The sequence below is a fragment of the Microbispora sp. NBC_01389 genome, assembly GCF_045040095.1.
Classification (GTDB): domain Bacteria; phylum Actinomycetota; class Actinomycetes; order Streptosporangiales; family Streptosporangiaceae; genus Microbispora.
The window spans coordinates 7,339,554-7,362,607 of the sequence record NZ_CP109552.1; the positions used below are offsets into that span (position 1 = coordinate 7,339,554).

At 70.4% G+C, this 23,054-nt stretch carries 25 protein-coding genes and 1 pseudogene; 18 read left to right on the forward strand and 8 right to left on the reverse strand.

The features are described from left to right. Positions 1-4: 4 nt before the first annotated feature. Positions 5-2,287, reverse strand: a complete 2,283-nt coding sequence (locus OG344_RS32335) for a TIM-barrel domain-containing protein (protein WP_405086330.1) — start codon at positions 2,285-2,287, stop codon at positions 5-7. Positions 2,288-2,450: 163 nt separating this feature from the next. On the opposite strand from OG344_RS32335, the gene OG344_RS32340 reads away from it, so the two are divergent. Continuing rightward, entirely contained in the window at positions 2,451-2,708 is a 258-nt protein-coding gene (locus tag OG344_RS32340; protein WP_405086331.1) for a hypothetical protein, read from the forward strand. Between the two features lie 8 nt (positions 2,709-2,716). Here the strand turns inward: OG344_RS32340 and OG344_RS32345 are convergent, their stop codons facing one another. Then, positions 2,717-3,124: a hypothetical protein gene (locus tag OG344_RS32345; protein WP_405086332.1), complete on the reverse strand. Its 408-nt coding sequence runs from the start codon at positions 3,122-3,124 to the stop codon at positions 2,717-2,719. Positions 3,125-3,293: 169 nt separating this feature from the next. After that, positions 3,294-3,521, reverse strand: a complete 228-nt coding sequence (gene tnpA / locus OG344_RS32350) for an IS200/IS605 family transposase (protein WP_405089218.1) — start codon at positions 3,519-3,521, stop codon at positions 3,294-3,296. Between the two features lie 29 nt (positions 3,522-3,550). Between tnpA and OG344_RS32355 the strand changes: the two genes are divergently transcribed. After that, entirely contained in the window at positions 3,551-4,747 is a 1,197-nt protein-coding gene (locus OG344_RS32355) for an RNA-guided endonuclease InsQ/TnpB family protein (protein ID WP_405086333.1), read from the forward strand. Between the two features lie 46 nt (positions 4,748-4,793). Here OG344_RS32355 and OG344_RS32360 read toward each other — a convergent pair whose 3' ends face one another. Both OG344_RS32360 and OG344_RS32365 read right to left on the reverse strand, forming a co-directional pair. Then, positions 4,794-5,888 carry an arabinogalactan endo-beta-1,4-galactanase gene (locus tag OG344_RS32360; protein ID WP_405086334.1) on the reverse strand — a complete coding sequence of 365 codons (1,095 nt, stop codon included), beginning with the start codon at positions 5,886-5,888 and terminating at the stop codon, positions 4,794-4,796. A gap of 121 nt (positions 5,889-6,009) precedes the next feature. Further along, positions 6,010-8,031 (reverse strand): beta-galactosidase, encoded by a 2,022-nt coding sequence (locus OG344_RS32365; RefSeq protein ID WP_405086335.1) that lies wholly within the window; start codon positions 8,029-8,031, stop codon positions 6,010-6,012. A 192-nt stretch (positions 8,032-8,223) separates the two neighbouring features. Here OG344_RS32365 and OG344_RS32370 point away from each other — a divergent pair, with 192 nt between their 5' ends. The 9 genes and pseudogenes from OG344_RS32370 (at position 8,224) to OG344_RS32410 (ending at position 14,902) form a co-directional block, all read left to right on the forward strand. Next, complete coding sequence (locus tag OG344_RS32370; RefSeq protein WP_405086336.1) at positions 8,224-9,537, forward strand: ABC transporter substrate-binding protein; 1,314 nt, start codon at positions 8,224-8,226, stop codon at positions 9,535-9,537. 40 nt (positions 9,538-9,577) lie between these two features. After that, positions 9,578-10,471, forward strand: coding sequence for a carbohydrate ABC transporter permease (locus tag OG344_RS32375; RefSeq protein WP_405086337.1), 894 nt, complete (start codon positions 9,578-9,580; stop codon positions 10,469-10,471). Continuing rightward, on the forward strand, positions 10,471-11,328 hold the full coding sequence (locus OG344_RS32380; RefSeq protein ID WP_405086338.1) for a carbohydrate ABC transporter permease: 858 nt from the start codon (positions 10,471-10,473) through the stop codon (positions 11,326-11,328). Before OG344_RS32375 ends, OG344_RS32380 begins: the two co-directional genes overlap by 1 nt. A gap of 43 nt (positions 11,329-11,371) precedes the next feature. Further along, positions 11,372-12,373 carry a LacI family DNA-binding transcriptional regulator gene (locus tag OG344_RS32385; protein WP_405086339.1) on the forward strand — a complete coding sequence of 334 codons (1,002 nt, stop codon included), beginning with the start codon at positions 11,372-11,374 and terminating at the stop codon, positions 12,371-12,373. Positions 12,374-12,424: 51 nt separating this feature from the next. Then, a complete protein-coding gene (gene sigJ, locus OG344_RS32390; RefSeq protein WP_405086340.1) occupies positions 12,425-13,369 on the forward strand; it encodes an RNA polymerase sigma factor SigJ in 945 nt (314 codons plus the stop codon). Then, positions 13,366-13,818, forward strand: a complete 453-nt coding sequence (locus OG344_RS32395) for a carboxymuconolactone decarboxylase family protein (protein ID WP_405086341.1) — start codon at positions 13,366-13,368, stop codon at positions 13,816-13,818. The genes sigJ and OG344_RS32395 overlap by 4 nt, the downstream gene beginning before the upstream one ends. 90 nt (positions 13,819-13,908) lie before the next feature. Next, complete coding sequence (locus tag OG344_RS32400) at positions 13,909-14,067, forward strand: hypothetical protein (RefSeq protein WP_327047008.1); 159 nt, start codon at positions 13,909-13,911, stop codon at positions 14,065-14,067. An 87-nt stretch (positions 14,068-14,154) separates the two neighbouring features. After that, positions 14,155-14,457: pseudogene (locus OG344_RS32405) on the forward strand (pyridoxamine 5'-phosphate oxidase family protein); the annotation flags it as partial. Positions 14,458-14,524: 67 nt separating this feature from the next. Further along, positions 14,525-14,902, forward strand: a complete 378-nt coding sequence (locus tag OG344_RS32410) for a pyridoxamine 5'-phosphate oxidase family protein (RefSeq protein WP_405086342.1) — start codon at positions 14,525-14,527, stop codon at positions 14,900-14,902. 101 nt (positions 14,903-15,003) lie between these two features. On the opposite strand, the gene OG344_RS32415 is transcribed toward OG344_RS32410, so the two are convergent. Further along, the gene (locus tag OG344_RS32415; protein ID WP_405086343.1) at positions 15,004-15,582 is read right to left on the reverse strand and encodes a TetR/AcrR family transcriptional regulator; all 579 of its coding nucleotides are present in this window, start codon (positions 15,580-15,582) and stop codon (positions 15,004-15,006) included. 81 nt (positions 15,583-15,663) lie between these two features. On the opposite strand from OG344_RS32415, the gene OG344_RS32420 reads away from it, so the two are divergent. From OG344_RS32420 to OG344_RS32430, 3 genes are all read left to right on the forward strand, one after another. Then, on the forward strand, positions 15,664-16,719 hold the full coding sequence (locus OG344_RS32420; protein ID WP_405086344.1) for a hypothetical protein: 1,056 nt from the start codon (positions 15,664-15,666) through the stop codon (positions 16,717-16,719). Positions 16,720-16,903: 184 nt separating this feature from the next. Next, positions 16,904-17,470 carry a carboxymuconolactone decarboxylase family protein gene (locus tag OG344_RS32425; protein ID WP_405086345.1) on the forward strand — a complete coding sequence of 189 codons (567 nt, stop codon included), beginning with the start codon at positions 16,904-16,906 and terminating at the stop codon, positions 17,468-17,470. 105 nt (positions 17,471-17,575) lie between these two features. Then, on the forward strand, positions 17,576-18,574 hold the full coding sequence (locus OG344_RS32430; RefSeq protein ID WP_405086346.1) for a sulfite exporter TauE/SafE family protein: 999 nt from the start codon (positions 17,576-17,578) through the stop codon (positions 18,572-18,574). A 247-nt stretch (positions 18,575-18,821) separates the two neighbouring features. Here OG344_RS32430 and OG344_RS32435 read toward each other — a convergent pair whose 3' ends face one another. Next, entirely contained in the window at positions 18,822-18,986 is a 165-nt protein-coding gene (locus OG344_RS32435; protein ID WP_405086347.1) for a hypothetical protein, read from the reverse strand. 394 nt (positions 18,987-19,380) lie between these two features. On the opposite strand from OG344_RS32435, the gene OG344_RS32440 reads away from it, so the two are divergent. The 4 genes from OG344_RS32440 to OG344_RS32455 all read left to right on the forward strand — a co-directional run bounded on the left by OG344_RS32440 (position 19,381) and on the right by OG344_RS32455 (position 21,875). Next, positions 19,381-20,226: a helix-turn-helix domain-containing protein gene (locus OG344_RS32440; RefSeq protein WP_405086348.1), complete on the forward strand. Its 846-nt coding sequence runs from the start codon at positions 19,381-19,383 to the stop codon at positions 20,224-20,226. Then, positions 20,213-20,419, forward strand: coding sequence for a DUF397 domain-containing protein (locus OG344_RS32445; RefSeq protein WP_327047016.1), 207 nt, complete (start codon positions 20,213-20,215; stop codon positions 20,417-20,419). The genes OG344_RS32440 and OG344_RS32445 overlap by 14 nt, the downstream gene beginning before the upstream one ends. Positions 20,420-20,711: 292 nt before the next feature. Then, a complete protein-coding gene (locus tag OG344_RS32450; protein WP_405086349.1) occupies positions 20,712-21,152 on the forward strand; it encodes a hypothetical protein in 441 nt (146 codons plus the stop codon). A gap of 156 nt (positions 21,153-21,308) precedes the next feature. Then, positions 21,309-21,875 (forward strand): carboxymuconolactone decarboxylase family protein, encoded by a 567-nt coding sequence (locus OG344_RS32455; RefSeq protein ID WP_405086350.1) that lies wholly within the window; start codon positions 21,309-21,311, stop codon positions 21,873-21,875. Positions 21,876-21,879: 4 nt separating this feature from the next. On the opposite strand, the gene OG344_RS32460 is transcribed toward OG344_RS32455, so the two are convergent. Beyond that, entirely contained in the window at positions 21,880-22,944 is a 1,065-nt protein-coding gene (locus OG344_RS32460) for a cobalamin-independent methionine synthase II family protein (RefSeq protein ID WP_405086351.1), read from the reverse strand. Positions 22,945-23,054: the final 110 nt, after the last annotated feature.

Here is a 23,054-nt window from a genome sequence, read left to right on the forward strand (position 1 = left end):
TTGTTCAGTTGATGACGACCGGGGCGCCGGGGCCGGCGAACTCGACGCCGCCGATCCGCTTGGGGCCCTCGGCGGTGACGGTCAGCCGGTCGCCGTCCCACACCGCCCTGACCCTCGTGTCCCCGTCCAGGTCCCTGATCGTCGTACGGCTCTCGCGCTCCGGCAGGCCGAAGACGAGCAGGGAGATCCACGGGTCGTCGGCCACGGTGTCACCCGGCTCGGTGACCGGGACCATCGAGCCGTGCCGTCCGAACAGGGGGATCCGGTCGAGCGGCGGCGACACCGTGACGTAGCGTCCGCCGTCCACCGTCTGGCCGGTCCAGTAGTCCACCCACACCCCCGAGGGCAGGTAGACCTTCCTGGTGCCGTCGGCGGAGGTCATCGGGGCGACGAGCAGGTCGGTTCCGAGAAGGTACTCCAGATCGGCCTGCCAGGCCACCGGGTCGTCCGGGTGGTCGACGCAGAGGGCGCGCAGCATCGGCGCGCCCGTCTCGGCCGCGGTGACGGCCGCCGAGTAGATGTACGGCATGAGCCGGTAGCGCAGCCGCAGGGCCTCGATGGCGGCCTGCTCGGCGTGCGGCGGGAACTCCCAGGGCTCCCGGGTGGTCGTGCCGTGGAACCGTACGAGCGGGGAGAGCGCGGCGAACTGCGACCAGCGGATATAGAGGTCCGGGGTGGGCGTGCCGGTGAAACCGCCCGCGTCGTGGCTCCAGAACGGGACCCCGGACAGGCCGTGCGACAGGCCGCCCCTGATCGTGCTGCCCATCGCGGGGTAGGTCGTGTCGACGTCGCCGCTCCACTGGGCCGAGTGGCGCTGGCCGCCGAGGAAGGACGAGCGCGCCCAGACCAGGCCGTGCCCGTTGACCTCGCGGGTCACCTCGGCGACGAGGTCGTTGAACAACAGCGTGTAGACGTTGTGCAGGTCCGTGCCGGTCATGCCGTTGAACGCCACCGCGTCGGCCGGCACGCCCTCGGCGAAGTCGGTCTTGAACGCCGCGACGCCCTCGCGCAGCCGGTCGCGCAACAGTCCCCTGAACCATTCAGCGGCCTCGGGGTTGGTGAAGTCGACGATGCCGCAGGCGGGATAGGAGCCGTGCCAGGTGTCGGCGACGTACGTCTCGCCGTCGGGCCGCCTGAGGAAGTAGCCCTTCCCGGCGGCCTCGGCGAAGGCCGGGCTGAGATGCGAGATGTAGGAGTTCATCCATAGACAGACCCGGAATCCCTGCTCCTTGAGCGTGGCGAGCATGCCCGCCGGGTCGGGGAACGTCTCCGGGTCCCACTGGAGATCGGACCAGTGGCCGTCCGCCTGCCAGTAACAGTCGAGGTGCAGCACGTCGCAGGGGATGCCGCGCTCCCTGATCTTCCTGGCGCGCTCCAGCACCCGCTCCTGGCTGTCCCGGAAGAAGCCCGAGGAGATCCAGGTGCCGAACGCCCACTTCGGCGGCAGTTCCGGCCGGCCGGTCAGCCCGTCGAACCGGTCCAGCACCTCGGCCGGAGTCGGCCCCGCGATCACGTAGTAGTCGATGAGGTCGTCGGGCACGACGATCTGCACGGCGCTGTGGGTGGACTGGCACATGTCGAACTCGACCGGCGTGCCGCTGTCGACGCAGATGCCGTATCCCCTGCTGGACAGGTAGAAGGGCGCGTTCTTGTACGCGCGCTGCGACTCGGCGCCGAACGCGTCGAAGTTCCACATGAGCGGGCGCTGGCCGCGCTTGTCGAGCGGCGTGAACGACTCGCCGAACCCGCCGAACGCCTCGTCTGCCGGGGCGACGAACGTGTCGTGATAGGCGACGGGGGCGCCGTCGACGGTGGAACGGCCGAACGGCAGCGTGCGGAGGCGGCCGCTGATGTCGGCGTGGCCCGGGTCCTGCTCCACCAGCGTCCGGCCGGCCCGGTCGGTGAAGCGCAGGTTCCACGGGTTCAGCCGCACCTCGGCGCGCAGCGACCCGGCCTCGACGACGACGCGGCTGTGGTTCGCCTCCACGACGGTCCCGGCGTACTCGCCGGGGGTGACCATGCCGATCGCGCGGGCGGACCGGGTGCGGGCGTCGGGGTCCTCCGACAGCCGCACCCGGATCACCCCCTCGCCCGCGGCCGTGATCTGCACGACGAGCGTCTCCTCCGCCGAGGTGGAGCCCTTGAGTGTCACCCCCTGCCCGTCGGCGGCCACCACCTCCGCGCCGGTCAGCGCGGACAGGCCCGTCTCGCCCGGCTCACGCACCGGTAACTCGGGAGGATCGGCCACGAAGAACTCGCGCGCGACCAACGGGGGGCGGTACGGCATTGCGGCACTCCATCAAGCTCATCCGGCGATTGTGGAGTTAGTTTGCCGTCCATCCCAACAAAAATCAATGGCCCGACGAGAGTGGAGTTTGCGCAGGTTATTCCCGTTTATGACATATTCAGGTAATGTGTCCGCAATCCTCGGTCAAGGGCGGGTGATGTGGATGGACAGGTTCGTACACGTGATGCCGATCGACGACGTGATCGGCCACGAGGGCAGCCCCGGCTGCGTCTGCGGTCCGGGCGGGCAGTCCGTCAGCGCCGCCGACATCGGCGAGCCGGCCCCTCCCCCGGCCGGTGACACGGCCGGTGACACGGCCGGCGACGCGATGCCCGGCTGGCCGCAACCGGCCATCGGCATGATCTACCACCACTACGCGCTCAGCCCCTGCCGCGAGTGGGAGGCCGTCCCCGAGCCGTGATCTCCCCGCTAACGCGGGCGGTACTTCACCAGGATCTTCTCCAGCCTGTCCACCACCGGCCGCCAGGACGGCGGCACCGTGTATCGGGTGACCCGCCGCCCCTGGTAGGCCAGGCCGTACGCGAGGAAGTCGGCCCCCTGCGGCGGGGCCTCGGACCGGCCGAGCCGCAGATTCTTCAAAGCTCCGCGCAGCCCGCGCCACTCGGACGCCGTCAGGCACCTGCGCACCGCCGGGCCCGTACGGCGGCTCAGCAGGGCGCAGCCGTCGGTGTAGACGCGGACACGGTCGTCCAGCCCCGCGAACCCGCCCTGCTCGCGCAGCTCGACCAGCGACTTCCTCGGCGCCGTCGTCGCCTCGGCCGGGCCCGTCAGGGCCGCCATGGAAAGAACCGCCAGCGACAACAGTGCGACACGCATCGTTCCCATGCTTTCCATAACGGTCCTCAGCTCTTTCCGGCTCACCTCACAGGTGTACCACCGCTGCTACCGGATTCGTCCGCAGTGCTCCCTTCAGGCCGGAGGTGAAGCGGACTGTCCCGCGTAGCGGGGCGGGGAAAGCTGATTCGCCGTCAGGCGGATCGGCGTCTCAGCACGCGACCGTGGGCGGGAAGTTCACCAGCAGGTGCACGTGGTTGGCCTCGCCGTTGAACTCGGCCACTTCGCACGCCAAGTCCGTGCAGAGGTCCCGCGTGATCTGCTCCATGCGCTCCGGGTGTGCCCCGGTGAACACCCGATGCCGGAGCGTGGTCACGACAACCACGTGTGCGTGTAGGACGAAAACACATGCCTGCCGGTTCTGATGTCTCCCGGTAATCGGCCATGCACTTTCGGTAAAATCGTGGTGTGCAGCTCCGGTACAATTACCGCCTTCACCCGACGCCGGGTCAGCGTCAAGCGCTGGCGCGGGCCTTCGGGTGCGCTCGGGTGGTGTTCAACGACGGGCTGCGCGCACGGACCGACGCCCACGAGCAGGGCTTGCCGTACATCTGCGACGGGGAGTTGTCCACGCGGGTCATCACCGAGGCGAAGAAGACCCCGGAACGCTCCTGGCTGGGCGAGGTGTCCGCCGTGGTGTTACAGCAGGCACTTGCCGATCTGAACACCGCCTACCGGAACTTCTTCGCCTCCATCACCGGTAGACGCAAGGGGCCGAAGGTCGCCCCGCCCCGGTTCCGGTCCAAGAAGGACAACCGTCAGGCGATCCGCTTCACCAAGAACGCCCGGTTTGCGATCACGGCGGGCGGGAAGCTGCGCCTGCCGAAGATCGGAGACGTCGCGGTGCGCTGGTCGCGGGACCTGCCCGCCGAACCCTCATCGGTGACGGTGATCAAGGACGCCGCCGGGCGGTACTTCGCCTCGTTCGTGGTCGAGGTCGCCGAGCGCCCGCTCACGCCGGTCGAGCCGGAGACCGGGATCGACCTCGGACTGACCGCCTTCGCGGTCCTGTCCAACGGGCGGAAGATCGACGCCCCGCGTTTCCTGCGCCGGGCCGAGAAGAAACTCACCCACCTCCAGCGGGCGCTGTCCCGCAAGGCCAAGGGGTCGAACAACCGGGCCAAAGCCCGGCTCGCTGTAGCCCGAAAGCATGCGAAGGTCGCCGACGCGCGCCGCGAGTTCCACCACCAGCTGTCCACGAAGTTGATTCGCGACAACCAAGCGATCTACGTGGAGGACCTGGCGGTCAAGGGGCTGGCGCGCACGAGGCTGTCCAAGAGCGTGCATGACTCGGGCTGGTCGGCCTTCGCCGGCATGCTGGAGTACAAAGCCCGCCTGCACGGGCGGGTCTTTCACCGGATCGACCGGTGGTTCCCCTCCTCCAAGCTGTGCTCGGAATGCGGGGCACTGGCGGCGTCCATGCCGCTGAACGTCCGGTCGTGGCAGTGCCCCTGCGGGGCGGTCCACGACCGGGACGTCAACGCCGCCAAGAACATTCTCGCCGCCGGACGGGCGGAGAGACCAAACGCCTGTGGAGCGCAGGTAAGACCAGGCGCCGGCCTGGCACAGCGCGAGGAAGCAGGAAGCCTCAGAGGTGCCGCGTGAACACGCGGCACGGACTGAATCCCCGGCCCTCAGGCCAGGGAGCGCGTCAAGGGGTCCACCTGACGTTCGGGTTGATGTGGCCGGTCCAGTTGAACACGGCCATGTTGTCCCAGCCGTCACCGCTGCCGTTGATGTCGGCCGGGTCCCAGCCGTTGCCGGGCACGGCGTACCAGGTCGGCTCCCAGTAGAAGACGCCGATCGCGCCCGCGTCGCGGGCCGTGTTCTGCACCGCCGCGAACTGCGCGCCCTGCCCCTGCCAGGTGAGGCCGTACCCGGAGCATCCTGACGTGACCGAGTTGCCGGTGGAGTCGGCGTTGTCGGCCGTGAACGGATACGCCGTCTCGGCGATGACGACGGGCTTCCCGTAGCGCGACCGCATGTCCGAGATCACCCAGGACAGGTTGGACAGCGTGCCGTGCCACATGCAGTAGTACGACAGGCCGGTGATGTCCCAGGCGACGCCCTTGGCCCTGATGCCGTCGTAGAACCAGCGGGCGTTCGCGTCGCTGTCGGCGTCCGCGGTGTGGATGATCACCTGGGTGCCGGCGTTGCACGCCTTGGTCGCGTTGTAGCCCGCCTTGAGCAGCAGGCTGAGGTTGGTGAAGTCGTTGTTGACGACCTTGCCGTCGTTCCACAGCATGCCGACGTTGATCTCGTTGCCGATCTGCACGCTGTCGGGGGTCGTGCCCTGCGCCTTGAGGCTTGAGCACACGTCGTAGGTGTAGTTGTAGACGTCGCTCTGCAACTGGCCGATCCCGTGGCCGGACCAGGCGGCGGGCTTGTACTGCTTGCCCGGGTCCGCCCAGGTGTCGGAGTAGTGGAAGTCGATCAGCAGCTTGAGGCCCCTGGACTTGACCGTCCTGGCGTACTGCAGCACCTTGGCCTTGTTGTTGTAGCCGCTGGCGGGGTTGTTCCAGATCCGCAGGCGGACGTAGTTGACGCCGACGCCCTTGAGGATGTCGAGCGGGTCCCTCTGGTTGCCCGCCGCGTCGTAGTACCTCGCGCCCAGATCCAGGGCGCGCTGTACGGAGGAGACGTCGGCGCCGAGCATGGTCAGCGGGGCCGCGGCGAGCGCCGGCGGCCCGGCGGCCAGAGCCGCGGCGGCGGCGCAGGCGACGAGCGTCGCCAGGAACTTTCTCATGTGTCCTCCGGTCAGGGAAGGATGTGACGGATTCCCCCGAAAGAATCCCCCGCCCCCGGCAGCACCAGGGGAGCTTTCAGCTGATTTCAGGTGCTTTCACACACTTTCATGTCATGTGCTTTCACAGGCGGACCACGACGACGCCTCCGGCGGGCACCGTCGCCGACCCCGTGTAGGCGGCGCCGTCCAGCACTCCCGTTCCGGTCACCCCGCCGACCGTCACCGCGTCGTCCGCGTGGTTGAGGAGGAAGAGGTGGGCGCCCCGCCGGACCACCTCCAGGGTGTCGGGCAGGCCGCGCGGCCGGGAGACGCCCGCGTGGTCGAGGACCCGGGTGACCAGCCCGCGCAGGTCGGCGTCGTGCGCGCCGTCGCCCGGCGCCGGGTCGAGCGCGGTGGCGACGTACCACGCCGTGCCCCCGCCCAGGTCGTGCCGGGTGACCGCGGGATGCCCGGCGTCGGGACCGCCCGCGAAGTCGTGCACGGCCCGCGCCCCCGCGAGCCGTACGCGCTCGGACCAGATCCGGCCCGCCGGGCCGGTGTCTCCGGGTTCCGCCGATCGCCGCAGCGGCACCCTCTCGTGCTCGCGGAGCGGGTGGAACTCCTCGACCGTTAGGCCGAGCACCTCGCGCAGCGCCCCGGGGTGCGGCCCCGCATGGATGGTGTCGTTCTCGTCGACGATCCCGGAGAAGCACGAGACCAGCAGGTGGCCGCCCGCCTCCACGTAACGGTGCAGGTTCTTGGCCGCCCCCTCGCCGAGCAGGTAGGAGCTGGGCAGGACGACCAGCCGGTACGGCGACAGGTCGGCCGACGGGTGGACGAAGTCGGCGGTGACGTGCTCGCGCCACAGCGCCTCGTAGTAGGCCTCCACGCGGTCCCGGAAGCGCAGGTCGGCCGAGGGCCGCCACTCGAACTCGACGGCCCAGTAGGACTCCCAGTCCCAGACCAGGGCGACCTCGGCCGTCACCCGCTCCCCCCGCACGCCGCCGAGACGGCGGAGGTCCGCGCCGAGCGCGACCACGTCACGCCAGACCTCCGAGTCCGCGCCGGCGTGCGGCACCATCGCCGAGTGAAACTTCTCCGCGCCGTGGCGGGAGGCGCGCCACTGGAAGAACATCGCCGCGTCCGAGCCCCGCGCCACGTGGGCGAGCGTGTTGCGGCGCATCTCCCCCGGCCGCTTGGCGACGTTGCGCGGCTGCCAGTTCACCGCGCCGGTCGAGTGCTCCATGAGCATCCAGGGACGGCCACCGGCGACCGACCGGGTGAGATCGGCGGCCAGGGCCAGCTCGATGTGCGAGTCGGGGCGCTCCGCGACGAGGTAGTGGTCGTTGGCCACCACGTCGACCTCCTCCGCCCAGCGCCAGTAGTCCATCGGCTTGCAGTTGGGGATCATGAAGTTGGTCGTGACGGGCTGGTCGCCGAAGCGGCGGATCGTCTCGCGTTCCCGGCGGAAACAGGCGATGTGGGCGTCGACGGAGAAGCGCATGAAGTCGAGCCGGAGGCCGGTGAGGAGGCCGGGCGGGGCGGCGACGGGCGGCTCGACCTCGTCGAACGAGCCGTAGGTCAGCCCCCAGAAGACCGTCCCCCAGGCGGCGTTGAGCGCGCCGACCTCGCCGTACTTCTCCCTCAGCCAGGCGCGGAACGCCTCGGCCGAGACCGGGCAGTGGCAGTGCGCGTTGGCCCAGCCGTACTCGTTGTGCACGTGCCACATGGCCACGGCGGGGTGCCCGGCGTACCGGGCGGCGAGGGCGGCGACGACCCGCTCCGACGCGGCGGCGTAGTCGGGCGAGCTGGAGCAGAAGCTGTGCCGGGAGCCCCCGCCGAGCACGCGGCCCTCCTCGTCCACGAGGCGGCTGCCGGGATAGCGGTGACGGAACCACGTGGGCGGCGAGGAGGTGGGAGTGGCGAGGCCGGCGTACACGCCCGCCGAGTGGAGCAGGTCGAGGATCCGGTCGAGCCGGGCGAAGTCGAACTCGCCCTCCCGCGGCTCGATCAGTCCCCAGTTGAAGACGCCCACGGTGACCAGGTTCACCCCGGCCTCCCGCATCAGCCGGACGTCCTCCCGCCACACCTCCTCCGGCCACTGCTCGGGGTTGTAGTCGCCGCCGTAGGCGAGGCCCGCGGGCAGGACGGGATAACCGGGCACGTCTCCCCCTCAGCTCTTCTTCTGTGAACGTGCACAGTAGTCCACAACTGACGCTCCGAGAAGGTCTGAGGCGATTCACCCAGATAAGGGAGGACCCTTAACAACCGCGTAACGGCCATTGACAGCACGGGAGTGACTCTTCACTCTGTGAACGCTCCCAGAGATTCTCCATCCCCCCGCCTGGAGGAACACATGCGCGTGTACCGGTCAGCGCTGGCCACGGCCGCGATCCTCGTCGCCACGCTCGGCGCGGCCTGCTCCGGCGGCTCCGGCGAGCCGTCCGCCACGACCGGCGGCGGGGCCGCGTCCGGCGGGCCGGTCACGCTCACGTACTGGACCTGGGTCCCGAACATGGACAAGATCGTCAGCGTGTGGAACCAGGCCCATCCCGACATCCAGGTCACGGTGAGCAAACAGGCGGGCGGGGACGACGCGGCGGCCAAGTTCCTCACCGCCGCCAGGGCGGGCAACCCGCCCGACCTGGTCCAGGCCGAATACCAGATGCTGCCCTCCTTCGTCGCCGCCGGCGCCGTGGCCGACATCAGGGCGGAGACCGCGCGGGCCAAGGGAGAGTTCGGCGAGGGCGTCTGGGGGCTGGTGACGCTCGGCACCGACGCCGTCTACGCGGTCCCCCAGGACAGCGGGCCGATGATGCTGTACTACCGGCGGGACCTGTTCGAGAAGTACGGCCTCGAGGTGCCGAAGACCTGGGACGAGTACGCCGAGGCCGCCCGCGCCGTACGCGGGAAGGACCCGAAGGTCTTCCTCGGCACGTTCTCCAGCAAGGACCCGGGCTGGTTCGCCGGGCTCGCCCAGCAGGCGGGCGCCCAGTGGTGGTCGATCGACGGCGACGCCTGGAAGGTCGCGGTCGACGACGAGGCCACCAGGAAGGTCGCCTCCTACTGGGGTGGCCTGGTGAAGGAGGGTGTCATCGACGACATGCCCTACTTCACCCCGGAGTGGAACAAGGCGCTCAACGACGGCAGGCTGCTCACCTGGCCGTCGGCGGTGTGGGGCCCGGGTGTGCTGTCCAGCAACGCGCCGAAGGGCAAGGGCAGGTGGGCCGTCGCGCCGCTCCCCCAGTGGAACGCCGGCGAGAACCACAGCGGCTTCTGGGGCGGCTCCTCCACCGCCGTCGCCGCCAAGTCGCCCAGCAGGGCCGCGGCGGCGACGTTCGCCACCTGGCTGAACACCGACCCGCAGGCGCTCGGGCTGCTGATCGGAGAGGGCGCGGTCTACCCGGCCTCCACCAAGGGCGCCGCGCTCATGACCGAGGCCCCCGGCTACTTCTCCACCCAGCCCGACTTCTGGAAGCAGGCCGCCGCAATCGGCGCCACCGCCCGCGGCTTCACCTTCGGCCCGGACGTGAACGTGACGTACAACGCCTACCGGGACGCCTTCGACAAGGCCGTCGCGGACAGGTCGGACTTCACCGCCGCCGTCCGGACGATGCAGGACACCACCGTCGCGGACATGCGCAAGACCGGCTTCACCCTCGCCCAGTGACGACCGCCCAGTGACGACCCGCCCACTGACGACCCGCCCAGTGACGACGCGGACCCGGAAGGGCGCTCCCCGCGCGGGCGCCGTGCCCTACCTGTTCCTCGCCCCGGCGATGGTCCTGTTCACGCTGTTCATGGCCCTGCCCATCGGCTACACCGGCTATCTGAGCCTGCGCCGCACCAAGGTCTACGGCCTCGGCCTCGGCGCAGGCGCCCGAACGGAGGTCTTCGCCGGGCTCGGCAACTACGCCGCGGCGATCGGCGACGGCGAGTTGTGGGCCGGGTGGCTGCGCGTCCTCGGCTACGGCGCGCTCGTGCTCGCGCTGATGCTGGGGCTCGCCCTGGTGTTCGCGCTGATGCTCGACGCCGCGCACGTGCGGCTGGCCAGGATCACCCGGATCTCGATCTACCTACCGTACGCCGTGCCGGGGGTGGCCGCCACGCTGATGTGGGGGTTCCTCTACCTGCCCGGGCTCAGCCCGTTCGGCGACCACCCGTTCCTGGGCGCCGGCCTGGTCACGTTCTCGATGGCCAACGTGGCGGTGTGGGGCGGCACCGGCTTCAACATGCTGGTCCTGTACACGAACCTGCGGGCCGTGCCGCGCGAGTACTACGAGGCGGCCAGGATCGACGGCGCGGGCGAACTGGGCATCGCGCTGCGGATCAAGATTCCGATCCTGGTCCCGGCGATCGTCCTGACCACCGTGTTCTCCGTCGTCGCGACCATCCAGGTGTTCACCGAGCCGACCACGCTGCGGCCGCTGACGAACACGATCAGCTCGACCTGGAGCCCCCTGATGAAGGTGTACCGCGACGCGTTCGTCACCGGCGACCTCCACTCGGCCGCCGCGACGTCCATGGTGATCGCCGGGATCTCCCTCGTGGTGTCGCTCGGCTTCCTGCGGATCGTGAAGAACCACGCGTTCGGGGAGGACTGATGGCCGCCGCCACGCCGGCCGGGACACGCCGGCCGGCCGGGATCGTCCCCACCGGGGTGCTCGTGCTGGGCGCGGTCTACACCCTGTTCCCGGTGAGCTGGGTGGTGGTCGCGGCCACCAAGTCCAGGGCCGAGCTCTTCTCCACTCCGACCTTCGCGCCCGGCACCGGCCTGCTGTCCAACCTGGCCGACCTGTTCGCCTACCGCGACGGCGTCTTCTGGCTGTGGCTGCTCAACACCGTCCTGTACGCCGGGGGCGGCGCGCTCCTGGCGACCGCGGTGGCGACCGTCTCGGGATACGCCCTCGCCACGTACGCCTTCCGCGGCCGCGGCCTGATCTTCAACCTGCTCGTCGGCGGGATCCTGGTGCCGCCCGTCGTGCTCGCGATCCCGCAGTATCTGCTGTTCTCCGAGGCCGGCCTGGCCGGCACCTACTGGTCGGTGCTGCTGCCCCAGATCCTCAGCCCGTACAGCGTCTATCTGGCCAGGATCTACGCGCGGGCCGCGATCCCGGCCTCGCTGCTGGAGGCGGGCCGGCTGGACGGCTCGGGCGAGTGGCGGCTGTTCCGCCGGGTGGCGCTGCCGATGCTCACCCCGGCCATGGTGACGATCTTCCTGTTCCAGTTCGTCGCGATCTGGAACAACTTCCTGCTGCCATTCATCATGCTGGGCGACGACCACCGGTTCCCGCTGACGGTCGGCCTCTACACCCTGCTCGCCGCGGGAGCCAACCAGCCCTCGCTCTACAACCTGATCATCACGGGGACGCTGCTGTCGCTCGTCCCGCTCGTCGCGCTGTTCCTCACCATGCAGCGCCACTGGCGGGCCGACCTGTCCGGCGGAGCCGTGAAAAGCTGACGAGCGGGGCAAACACGCTGATCGGCGGGGGACAATTACGCATATGGGGAAGCGTCCGACCATCCACGACGTCGCCGCGGCGGCCGGTGTCTCGCGCGGCACGGTCTCCCGCGTGCTCAACGACGACCGGTACGTGAGCCCCGCCGCCCACGCCGCCGTCCGCCGGGCGATCACCGAGACCGGCTACATCGTCAACCGCAACGCCCGCAGCCTGGTCACGCAGCGGACGGGGTCGGTGGTCATGGTGCTGTCCGAACCACACGAGAAGGTCTTCGAGGACCCCAACTACGGCGTGCTGATCCGCACCGCGATCCGCCGCCTGGCCGAGCGCGACGTCTCCCTCGTCGTCATGTTGGCCGGCGACGACGGGGACCGCGAACGGGTGCTCCGTTACGTGCGCGGCGGCCACGCCGACGGGGTGTTCCTGGTGTCCGCCCACGCCGGCGACGCGCTGGCGGACGCCCTGGTGAAGACCAGGGTGCCGGCGGTCGCGCAGGGCGCGGTGGTCGGACGGGAGAACGCGATCCCGTACGCCGCCGCCGACGACCGCGAGGGCGCCCGGCAGATGGCGCGTTACCTCGTCGAGCGGGGACGCAGGAGGATCGCCACCATCACCGGCCCGATGGACACCCCGGGCGGCATCCAGCGGCTGGAGGGCTTCGCCGACGTGCTCGGCCGCAAGGCGTCCCGGCGGCTGATCGAGCACGGTGACTGGAGCCGGCTCAGCGGCGAGAGCGCGATGGCGCGGCTGCTGGAGCGCGCGCCCGACCTCGACGCGGTGTTCGTGGCCTCCGACCTGATGGCGGCCGGGGCCCTCGCGACGCTGCGGGCGGCGGGCCGGCGGGTGCCCGGCGACGTGGCGGTGGGCGGCTTCGACGACTCGTCGATCGCCGTCTCCACGCACCCGCCGCTGACCACGATCAGGCAGCCGCTCGCCCAGGTCGCCGAGGAGACCGTACGCCTGCTGCTCGAACTGGTCGACGGAGCCGACCGCGTCGACCCGGTCATCCTCCCCACGACACTGGTCGTGCGCGACTCCGCCTGACCTCGGGGCGAGGCCATGTCACACATGGAGGGGCTGTCTCGTCCTCACGACGTGAACGACCATGACGACGGCGTGATCGACAGCGTGACCGGCGGGGGCGCCGGGTTCGAGGCGCTGCGGCCCCGGCTGCTCGGCGTCGCGTACGGGCTGCTCGGCAGCCTCGACGAGGCCGAGGACGTCGTGCAGGACGCCTGGCTGCGGCTGCGCCGCCACCAGGAGGAGGGCGGCGCGGAGATCGGCGACGCGACCGGGTGGCTGGTGGTCACCGTCTCCCGGCTCGCCCTCGACGTGCTGCGCTCGGCCCGGCACCGCCGGGAGGAGTACGTGGGGCCCTGGCTGCCCGAGCCTGTTCTCACCGGTCCCGCTTCCGGCGGGCTTGTCGGCACCGGACCCGCCGAGCGGGTGACGCTGGACGAGTCGATCAGCATGGCCATGCTCGTCGTGCTGGAGTCGCTGAGCCCGGCCGAGCGGACCGCCTTCGTGCTGCACGACGTGTTCGGCCTGACGTTCGCCGAGGTGGGCGAGGCGGTCGGACGCAGCCCGGCCGCCTGCCGGCAGCTCGCCGCCCGGGCGCGGGCGCACGTCGCGTCCCGCGCTCCCCGGTTCGACGTGGATCCCTCCGCGCACCGGCGAGTGGTGGACGCCTTCGCCCGCGCCTGCCTCGGCGACGACATCGGCGCGCTGCTCGCGCTGCTCGACCCGGAGGTCGTGCTGCGCAGTGACGGCGGCGGAGTGGTGCGCGCGGCGCGGCGGCCCGTCCTGGGCTCCGCCAAGGTCGCCCGGCTGTTGATGGGCCTGCGCAGGTTCGGCCGACCCGAGATCGTGCCCGCCTCGGTGAACGGCCGGCCCGGGCTGCTGCGTTACCGCGAGGGCCGGCTGGTGACCGTGATCGGGCTCACCGTCGCGGACGGCCGGATCACCACCGTCGACATGGTCCTGAACCCGGAGAAACTCGCCCGCCTGACGCGGGCCGACGAGACGAGGAACCGACGTTGACCGCGAGAATCAGTGTGCGTGAGCTGGCCCCGGAGGCGATCGAGGCGATGCGGGGGGTGGAGCGGTTCCTGCACGGGTGCGGCCTGCCGCACGCCACCCTGGAGCTCGTCAAGATCCGGGCCAGCCAGATCAACGGCTGCGCGTTCTGCGTGGACATGCACGCCCGGGACGCGAAGAAGGCCGGGGAGAGCGACGAGCGGCTGTGGTCGGTGGCCGCCTGGCGGGAGGCGCCGTACTACACGGACGCCGAGCGGGCCGCGCTGGCACTGGCCGAGGCCGCGACCCGGCTCGCCGACCGGCCCGACCCGGTGCCGGACGAGGTCTGGGCGGAGGCGGCGCGGCACTACTCCCCGGAGGAACTGGCCGCGCTGATCGTGGCCGTCGCCCAGATCAACGCCTGGAACCGGATCTGCGTCATCAGCCGTACGGTCCCCGGCACGGGGGTCTGACCTGACCGCTGAGGCTTTACGCCCTCTTTACCGGTCCTCCTGTATCTATTCTGAAAGGTAACGGAACCATCACGGTCGGGGGGATGCAACATGGTCACGGTGGTGCCGTCACTCGCGAAGGTCAGGGACATCAGGCCCGCCCTGCGCCGCAGGCCCAAGCAGGACAGGAAGATCGTCGATTTCAAGGCCTACACGGGCGGGAACGTCATCCGTTTTCCCCGCACGTCGGGTCCCACCTCGGCGGCCTGACCCTGCTCGACACGCGGTGATCGGCCCGCCCGGCGTGCCCGCCGGGCGGGCCGCGCCTTCCACAGGGACCTGGTTGGATGTCCCCTCATGAGTGACCTGTCCGCCCCTTTGCCCGCTTCTTCGCCGGCCCCTTTGTCCGCCCCTTTGTCGGCCCCTTTGTCGGCCCCTTTGTCGGCCCCTTTGTCGGCCCCTTTGTCGGCCCCTTTGTCGGCCACGGAGCGGACCCGGCACCGCCGCCTGCGCGAGCAGGGCCGCACCGGCCGGGAGGCGCTGTTCGACGTGCTCCGGGCCGGGTTCGTCTGCCATCTGGGCGTGGTGGTGGATGGCGACCCGATGGTCGTGCCCACCGTCTACGGGTTCGACGCGGACCATCTCTACGTACACGGCTCGGTGGCCAGCCGGAGTCTCACCGGGGGCGCGACAGTCTGCGTGACGATCACCCACGTGGACGGCCCTCGTGCTGGCCCGCTCGGTCTTCGAGCACGGGGTCAACTACCGCAGCGCGATGATCTACGGCGTGCCGCGCGTGCTGGAGGGCGACGAGAAGCTCGCCGCCCTGCGCCTCCTGACCGAGCACGTCGCCCCCGGCCAGTGGGACCACGCCCGGCGGCCGAACCGCAGGGAGCTCGCCGCGACCACGATCCTCGCGGTCCCGCTCGACGAGGCGTCGGTGAAGGTGCGGGAGGGCCACCCCGACGACGCCGACGACCCGCACGACGTCTGGGCCGGAGTCCTGCCGCTCGCCACGTCGTGGCAGCCTCCCCTGACCGACCCCCGGGCCGCCCATCACCCCATCCCCCCGCACATCCTCACCCGCCCCGGCACGAGCCTCTGACGGCGCCCCCGAGCTTTCCGCTGCACGGGCCCCTGACCGGCGCTCCCCGGGTCTTCGCTTCGCGCCGGTCGAGCCTCATCGTCCTCAGGCGGGCCGCGGCTTCAAGTCGACGGCGTACTCGTCAGGTGCCTCATTGCCGCCAGGGTCTGGTTGATGGTGGCCGGGAGGTCGGGGTCGCCGTGCTGGTTGAGCCAGCGGGTCACCGCTATCCGGAACGTGGTCACGGCGATCTCGGCCGCCAGCCGGGCGGTCAGGTCGTCGACGCCGCGGTCGCGGAAGCCCTGTTCCAGGGCCTCCGACATCAGCGAGAACTTGCGCAGCTCGCGCTCACGCAGGGCGGGTTCCGCGTCGATCGCGGCCCGTCGGCGTAGCAGGTAGTCGAGGCTGCGACCCTCGAAGATCTCGGCCGCGGCGGGGGCCAGGCCCTCGGTGATCAGTTCCATCGGGCCGAGCGACGGCGGGGCCTCGGCCATGAGGCGGGCCACCTGCTCGGGCACCAACTCCTCGCCGGCGAACAGCACCTCACGCTTGTCGGCGAAGTGCCGGAAGAACGTACGGGTCGTGAGCCCGGCCCGCGCCGTGATCTGCGGCACGGTGGTCTCGGTGAAGCCCTGCTCGAGGAAGAGATCGAGCGCGGCCTGTTCGAGCCGTTCTCGCGCACCCGGCTGCCATCGACCCATGCGGCAGATCCTAGTGATGACATGCCGTGTCGTGCTATGCGATAGTGATGACACGACGTGCCATGACTGATGGAGGCGGACATGACGGGTGAGATCTGGGTGCTCGGCGCGACCGGACGGGTCGGCCGGGAGGCGGTGGAGCGTCTGCAGAAGGCGGGCGCCGAGCTGGTGCTGGCCGGCCGCAATCGGGAGCGGCTGACCCGGGTGAGTCCGGACGCCCGGGCGGTGACCGGCTCGCTCGACGAGGTCTGCGCGCGGCTGGCCACCGAGGCGCCGGCCGTCGTGATCAACACGGTGGGACCGTTCACGGTCACGGCGCCGCAGGTCGCGCGGGCCTGCCCGCCAGGCACCCACTACGTCGACGTCGCCGGCGAACTGGGCGCGTTCGAGGTGCTCCACGGCATGGACCGGGAGGCGGCGGCGACCGGTCGCACGCTGGTCTCCGGGGCGGGCTTCGGCGTGCTAGCGACCGAGAGCATCCTGCTGCATCTGCTGGCGGCCGAGGAAAAGCCTTCGCGAGTACGCGTCGACGCCATCGCGTCAGTAGCGATCGAACCCGGCGCCCTCGGCGAAGCCCTGGCCGCCACCATCGTGCGCACGTTGCTCGACGGCGGCCGCGAGGTGCGGCAGGGCCGGATGGTACGCGCCCGGGCCGGCGGTGCCGCCGAGCGATTGACCACCCCCGACGGCGACGTGGTCACCACCGCTTCCCTGGGAAGCGGCGAGCTCTTCGCGGCCTGGCAGGCCAGCGGTGCCCCGTCGGTGATCGGCGCCTCGGCTCTCGCCCCGGCCAACCCTGCCGTCCGAGCGGCTCTGCCGATGATCGGTGGCATGCTGCGTTTGCCCGGCCTGGCCGGCTTCGCCACTCGGCGGCTCGCCCGCATCACGACTACCACGGCCAAGGAGCGCCCGCGCCGATCATCCTGGGGCCGCGCCCGAGTCGAGTGGCCGTCCGGTCGCGTGCGTGAGGGCTGGCTGCGCACCGGCGAGGGCATGACGTTCACGGTCGGCGCCGTCACCGAGGTGGCCCAGCGCCTGGCCAAGGGCGAGGGCCGCCCCGGCGCGTTCACCCCGGCCAGGCTCTTCGGCCCCGAGGTGGCGCTGGCCGCCGGCGCCGAGTTCGTGGTCAGAGACTGAAGCCCGACGCCGCGGGGTTCGGGGTCGCCGCGACCGAGGACGATTCACCAAGGAAGCGGTTCTGGCGCTCGCCCTCGTGGCCGGTTCGGGCCACCGATTGAGCAATATGGAGCGTTGACTGGACTGATCTTCTGGCTGACCCTGCTTGAGGAATTCCCACTCCCCCTCACAGCAAGGGAGCGCCATGCCCCACATCGCCCTCGGCTCCGACGCACCGGGAATCCGCGGCCTGTTCGACTTCCGCCCTGAGACCGCGCATCCGCTCAACGCGCTGGTGGAGGTACTGCTGCGCGGCGACAACACGCTGACACGCGGTGAGCGCGAACTGATCGCGGCGTACGTCTCCTCGCTCAACGCCTGCCGTTACTGCTTCTCCTCCCACGCCGCGTACGCGGCGGAGCAACTTCCGGAGGGCATGCCCCTGGTCGATCAGGTGAGAAGGGACCCGGACACGGCGCCGATCTCACCCAAGCTCCGGGCCCTGCTGCGCATCGCGGCCGGCGTACAGCGCGGCGGGCGTGATGTCACCGGAGAGGACGTGGCCGCCGCGCGCGCCGAGGGCGCCACCGATGTGGAGATCCACGACACCGTGCTGATCGCCGCCGCGTTCTGCATGTTCAACCGGTACGTCGACGGCCTGGCCACGGTCGCTCCCGACGACCCGGATCTGTACGCCGCCCGGGCCCGGCGCATCGCCGACGTCGGCTACCTGGCCCTGCTCGCCGAGACCCAGCTCCCCCGGCGGTCCTGACCCCCCTTCGCGTTCGCCAGCGCCGAACCGGGCCGACGGCACGCTCGCCCGCCCCACGCCCGGCCATCGCACCGCCCCGCATCATCGACTGGTGAAAGGTGTCCCATGGCTCGGACCATCCCCCTCCCCATCCCCCAGTCCGGCGTTCACCCTGCCGACGTCCCCCCGCGCCGCGGGCTCATCATCGTGCTCAGCGTGCTGGCCGGTGCTCTGATCGCCGCGCTGTGGTCGTTCCGCTTCGTGGACAGCGTCATCGGCGACAACGTGGCCAACACGCTGCTCGGGCACGACGCCAAGCACACGGAGATCGCCGGCCTCGTCGCCGGCACCGTCTTCGCCTTCGTCTCCGGCCTGGCCGGGACCTTCACCGCATGCAACATCGCCGTGTTCGGCGCGATCGCACCCCTGGCCCAGGCCCAGCGCCCCGACCACGCCAACGCGGACGCCGACGCCTCGGACAGGGTGGCGACGCGAGCGGACGGCGGCGTCTCGCCGCGGGCGGCTCTGCGGCCGCTCAGCCGGCTCGTGCTCGGCATGGTCGTCGTCTCCGCGGCGTACGGCGCGATCGGGGCACTGGCCGGCGAGCGGTTACCCCAGTTGTCGGCGGCGCAACCGGCCTCCGGCCTCCCGCCCCGGCTCATCCAGGCATCGGTGGTCTTCGGGCTGATCGGCCTGGCCTTCGGCTATCTCGGCCTGGCCGCCCTGCGCGTCGTACCTGACCCGTTCGCGCGCCTGTCCCAGCGGTTCCCGCACGCCCGGCTCGTCGTGGTCGGCGCGCTGATCGGCGGGTTCCTCACCGGGCGGCCGTTCCCGCTGTTCCACAAGCTGTTCGAGTACGCGGCGGAGACGCACAATCCGTTCTACGGAGCGGCCGTGTTCGTGCTGCAGTCGCTCGGCAACATCACGCTGATGGCCCTGCTCTTCGCCGTGCTCGTGTACGCGACCAGGGGCCGCTTCACCCGGTGGCTCACGGCTCGTCCGGCGCGGGTGGCGACGATCACGGCCGTGGCCTTCCTCGTGGTCGGCGCCTTCACGTTCCTCTACTGGGACGTCCGCCTGCCCGCCATGTTCGGCTACGGCTGGTTCCCGACGGCCTCCTGGTAGCGAGACCCTGCCGATCTCGGCCCGATCGTGATCGGCAGGGCGGCGGCGTCGGGACTGCGTCCAAGGGGCGCGTGTTGCGGGTACGACCTATGCCGTACCCGCTGTCGAGCGGTCGCGGACCCGACCCCTGCCGGCCGTCAGCCGGGTGAAGTCGGCGGGGTCTCCACGACGCCGAGGGCGGCCAGGCCGATGAGGTGCATTGCGGCGCTGCGGGTCTCGGCGAGCATCAGTTCGACGTCGTTACCGGTCATAGTGTCACCGCCATCTCGGCGATGCTCTCCTGCTGGGCGATGGCCTGGCAGAGTTCGCGCAGGTCGTCGCCGTCGACAGTGCGGCAGGCGCCCGCCTCCTCGGCCGCTGGAGGGAAAGGCTGTTCGCGGCTGGCCCACAGCCGCCCGGCGTCACTTCTCATGATCCGCCACCCGGCGAACTCCGTACCGGGCACGGTAGCCCTATCGTTGGGCATAGTCAGGACCTCCATCCTGATCAGGACCCGTCCGATCGTGTGCAGCGGGCGGGCGGGTCCGCGTTTCGTATCACCTATGTGCAGGTGAGAGTGCTGGCAACCGGTGGTACCGGCGGGACGACGATCCGCAAGGTGCGTGAACCCCGGCTGGATCGCGATGGGCTTCCTTAGCGGAGCGATGGGTGACCGCGCCTGGGGACAAGGTGTTCAGCGCACCCCCGTCCGTTCTCCTCTGTCATGATTTCCTTACGGATAGTAGCGGTACCATTGGCATCATGACTCGCACAGTGCGAGTTGGCAAGGAACTGTGCCTACTTACCCCCGACGAGACTGAGGCACCATGACGCGAAGTCCCACCGTCCGGCACCGCCGCCTTGGCCGCGAGCTTCGGCGACTACGCGAGCAGGCGGGCCTCTCGCCAGAGGTGGCAGCTCGCCACCTCGGCTGGAGCCGATCCAAGCTCAACCGAGTCGAGAACGCGCGACTGCTGCCGAGCGCGGCCGATATCGGCAATGCCTGCGATCTGTACGGCGTGGACGACACCGGGAAGGCCGGGCTGGTCCAGCTCGGCAAGGACGCCGGCAAACGAGGGTGGTGGACCGCCTACAGCGACGTCTTCACCGGCTCCTACATCGCGCTTGAGACCGAGGCGACCGCTATCCATACGTGGGAGCCGATCCTCGTACCTGGCCTATTGCAGAGCGAGGGTTACGCCCGCGAGATCATCTGTGCGGCAAGACCGGAGCTGACCGCCGAGGAAGTGGACCGGCACGTGGATGCCCGGATGGCACGGAAAATCAACCTGGTGGGGTCGCGAGCGCCGACGCTCCACATCCTTGTCGACGAACACATGCTACGCCGCCCCGTGGGAGCACCAGGCGTCATGGCTCACCAGCTTGACGACATCCTTCGAGCCGCGACCTGGCCCAACGTCACGATCCAGGTCCTCCCGTTGACAGCCGGTGCTCATGGCGGTGTGGAAGGCGCCTTTTCGGTGCTGAGTTTCGACGATGAGGACCCGGATGTCGGGTACGTCGAAGGACCAGCCGGTGATGTGTACGTCGAAGCGGCCGATCAGGTGCGGCGGCTTATGCTGATGTTCGAACGTCTTGTCAGCATCTGTCTGTCCCCTGAGAAGTCCGCAGAGCTCATTGCCGCGGCGAGGAGTGAGCATGATCTCCCCTGATCTGTCCGATGCCGAATTCCGCAAGTCCAGTTTCAGTGGTGGCGGCAACAACTGTGTCGAGGTGGCCACGGGTCTGCCGGGGACTATAGCCATACGGGACAGCAAGGACCGTTCAGGCCCGGTGCTGGCCTTCACGCCGGGCGAGTGGAGCGCCTTCATCGCCGGCGTGAAGAGCGGCGAGTTCGAGGTCTGACTGCCCCGGCTGTCGCGCTCGGAAAGCCGCGAGCCCGGGACCCCTCCCCCGGAGGGACCTTCCCGGGCTCACTTCCTACCGCTCCGAGAAGCGGCGGCATTGTCGCTGAAGGTAATCGCTTCGTCGCTCATCGATCTGTAGGTGAATGCGGGGTTCGGGATCGCCGCAACCGAGGACGAGGCCGAGCCACAACTGTTGGGGGAGCCCCTCCAGGGGGATGGCGTGCAGGTCGACGGCCTGAATCCAGGCGTTGTGGATACGCCCGGAGCGAGGCTCATCGGCGTGGTCGCTCATGCAACTGCTGCTCGCCCTGCGGATGGACCTCGCGAACGCACGTTTCGTGGCGCGCGACTACGCGGCAGCGCTGAGCGACTTCGACGAGGTGCTTCCCACACTCGCGGAGGTGCTCGGAGCGCGACACCCCGCGGTGCTGGACTGCCGATACAACCAGGCGTTGAGCAACGCCGCGCTCAGCCAGAACGAGGTCGCGCTGCGTCAGATGACGAGCCTGCTCGCCGACGTCCAGGCGGCCCGGGGCGAATCCGATCTCCTCGCCCTACTGCTCCGCCGAGAGATCGCGGCCCTGCTGATCAAGCTGGGAGAACGGCGGCAGGCCGGCGTGTTCCTGCGCGGGTTGCTCCCCGAGATGGACGCGATCCTGGGCCGGGACCACCCGGAGACCCAGCAGGCTCGAATTCTGCTGGAGAACCTGGATCAGCTCGGCAGCGGCTGACCTGACCTGCCGCCGGCCGTCGCCGCAGATGGCGAGGGCGTCGTCGGTGCCGGCTGGGGTTCGGGAGAGCACGCGGGAAGTAGTCGCGGGCCGCTGTGCCGTCCGACGCTGCTGGGAGAGCGCCTGTTCCTCATCCGCCGGCAAAGGAGAGCGGTTATGCCTCACATCACCCTGGGGTCGGACGCGCCGGGAATCCGCGGTCTCTTCGAGTTCCGCCCCGAGACCGCACGTCCGCTCAAAGCGCTCGCGGAGACGCTGCTTCGTGGCGAGAGCACTCTTTCGCGGGGCGACCGGGAGCTGATCGCGGCGTACGTGTCGGCGCTGAACGAGTGCCGCTTCTGTTACTCCTCCCACGCCGCCTTCGCGGCCGCGCAACTGCCGGAGGGGATGGCGCTCGTCGAACAGGTGCGGCGGGACCCGGCGGCGGCCCCGATCCCGGCCAAGCTGCGGGCCCTGCTGGGCATCGCCGCGGCCGTACAGCGCGGCGGGCGCGAGGTCGGCGAGCAGGAGGTGGCCGCGGCGCGGGCCGAGGGCGCGACCGATCTGGAGATCCACGACACCGTGCTCATCGCCGCGGCGTTCTGCATGTTCAACCGCTACGTCGACGGCCTCGCCACGATCGCGCCCGACGACCCCGACGGGTACTCCGCCATGGCCGAGTGGATCGTCTCGGAGGGCTACGTGGCCGAGCCGCCCGAGGCGGAGGCCGCCGCACGCCCCTGACGGGTCACAGCCCCAATGCCTGTGCGGCGAGGTGGGTGCCTTCCAGCCGAGCGTTGATCTTGGCGAACGCCGTCTCCCGCGACGTCGAGGTGTCGTCGGCGAACGGCGCGAACCCGCAGTCGTCGCAGGTGCCCAGCCGGTCAGGAGGGATGTGCCGGGCGGCCTCCAGGACGCGGTCGCGCACCTGCTCGCTCGTCTCGACCACCGGATCGATCGGATCGGCGACGCCGACGAAGATCCTGGCGTCCGCCGGGAGGACGTCCGCGATAACAGCGAGCACCCGTTCCCGGTCGGGCTCGCTGGCGAGCTGGACGTAGAAGTTGCCCGCCTGGAGCCGGAACAACCTCGGCAGCAGATCGACGTAGTCCACGTCGGCGCTGTGCGTGGAGTCCTGGTCGCCGCCCGGGCAGGTGTGCACGCCGATCCGGGCGTGCTCGGCCGCCGTGAAGCGCTCCAGCACCCGGTTGTTGAGCGCGACGAAATCGTCCAGCAGGCCCCCGGAGGGGTCGAGCTTGAGCGACAGGCGGCCCTCGGTGAAGTCCAGTTGCACCACGTGGGCGCCCGCGTCGAGACAGGCGCGGATGTCCGCTTCGGCCTCGGCGACCAGGTCGTCGAGGAACTCCTCACGGGAGTAGCCGTCAAGACCGTCGGGCGGATACAGCAGGCTCAGCGCGGAGGGCGCGATCACGGCCTGCTTGACCGGCAGGTCCGTGTGCCGCCGGGCGGCCAGCAGATACGTGTCGGCGCGGGTGGCGTAGCGGAACGGCCCCTCGGCGAGCCGGGGCAGCTGCCGGGTGTGGCCGTCGGCGAACGGGATGACCGCGCCGTCCGGATCGAGGCTCTCCAGTCCCGCGACGGGGTAGGTGGCGAAGCTCGGCTTGGCCTGCTCGCCGTCGACCACGACCGGGCAGCCGATCCGCTCCAGCCTGCCGATGGTGTCGGCGACGGCCTCCTCCTGCCGTGCGGCGAGTTCGCCGTCCTTCACCCGCCCCTCGGCGTGACCGGCCAGAGCGGCCAGCAGGGACGGGGGGCGGGGGATGCTGCCGATGGGTTCGGTGGGGATGCTCATGGCGTGAGCGTAAGTGACGCTTCGTGGCCGTTCAATCACCTTTCGGTAAGCGCGCCTACCACGCGCTCCGGATCGGCGGCCGCCTCAGTTCTCTGTCGGCTCCCCTGTCA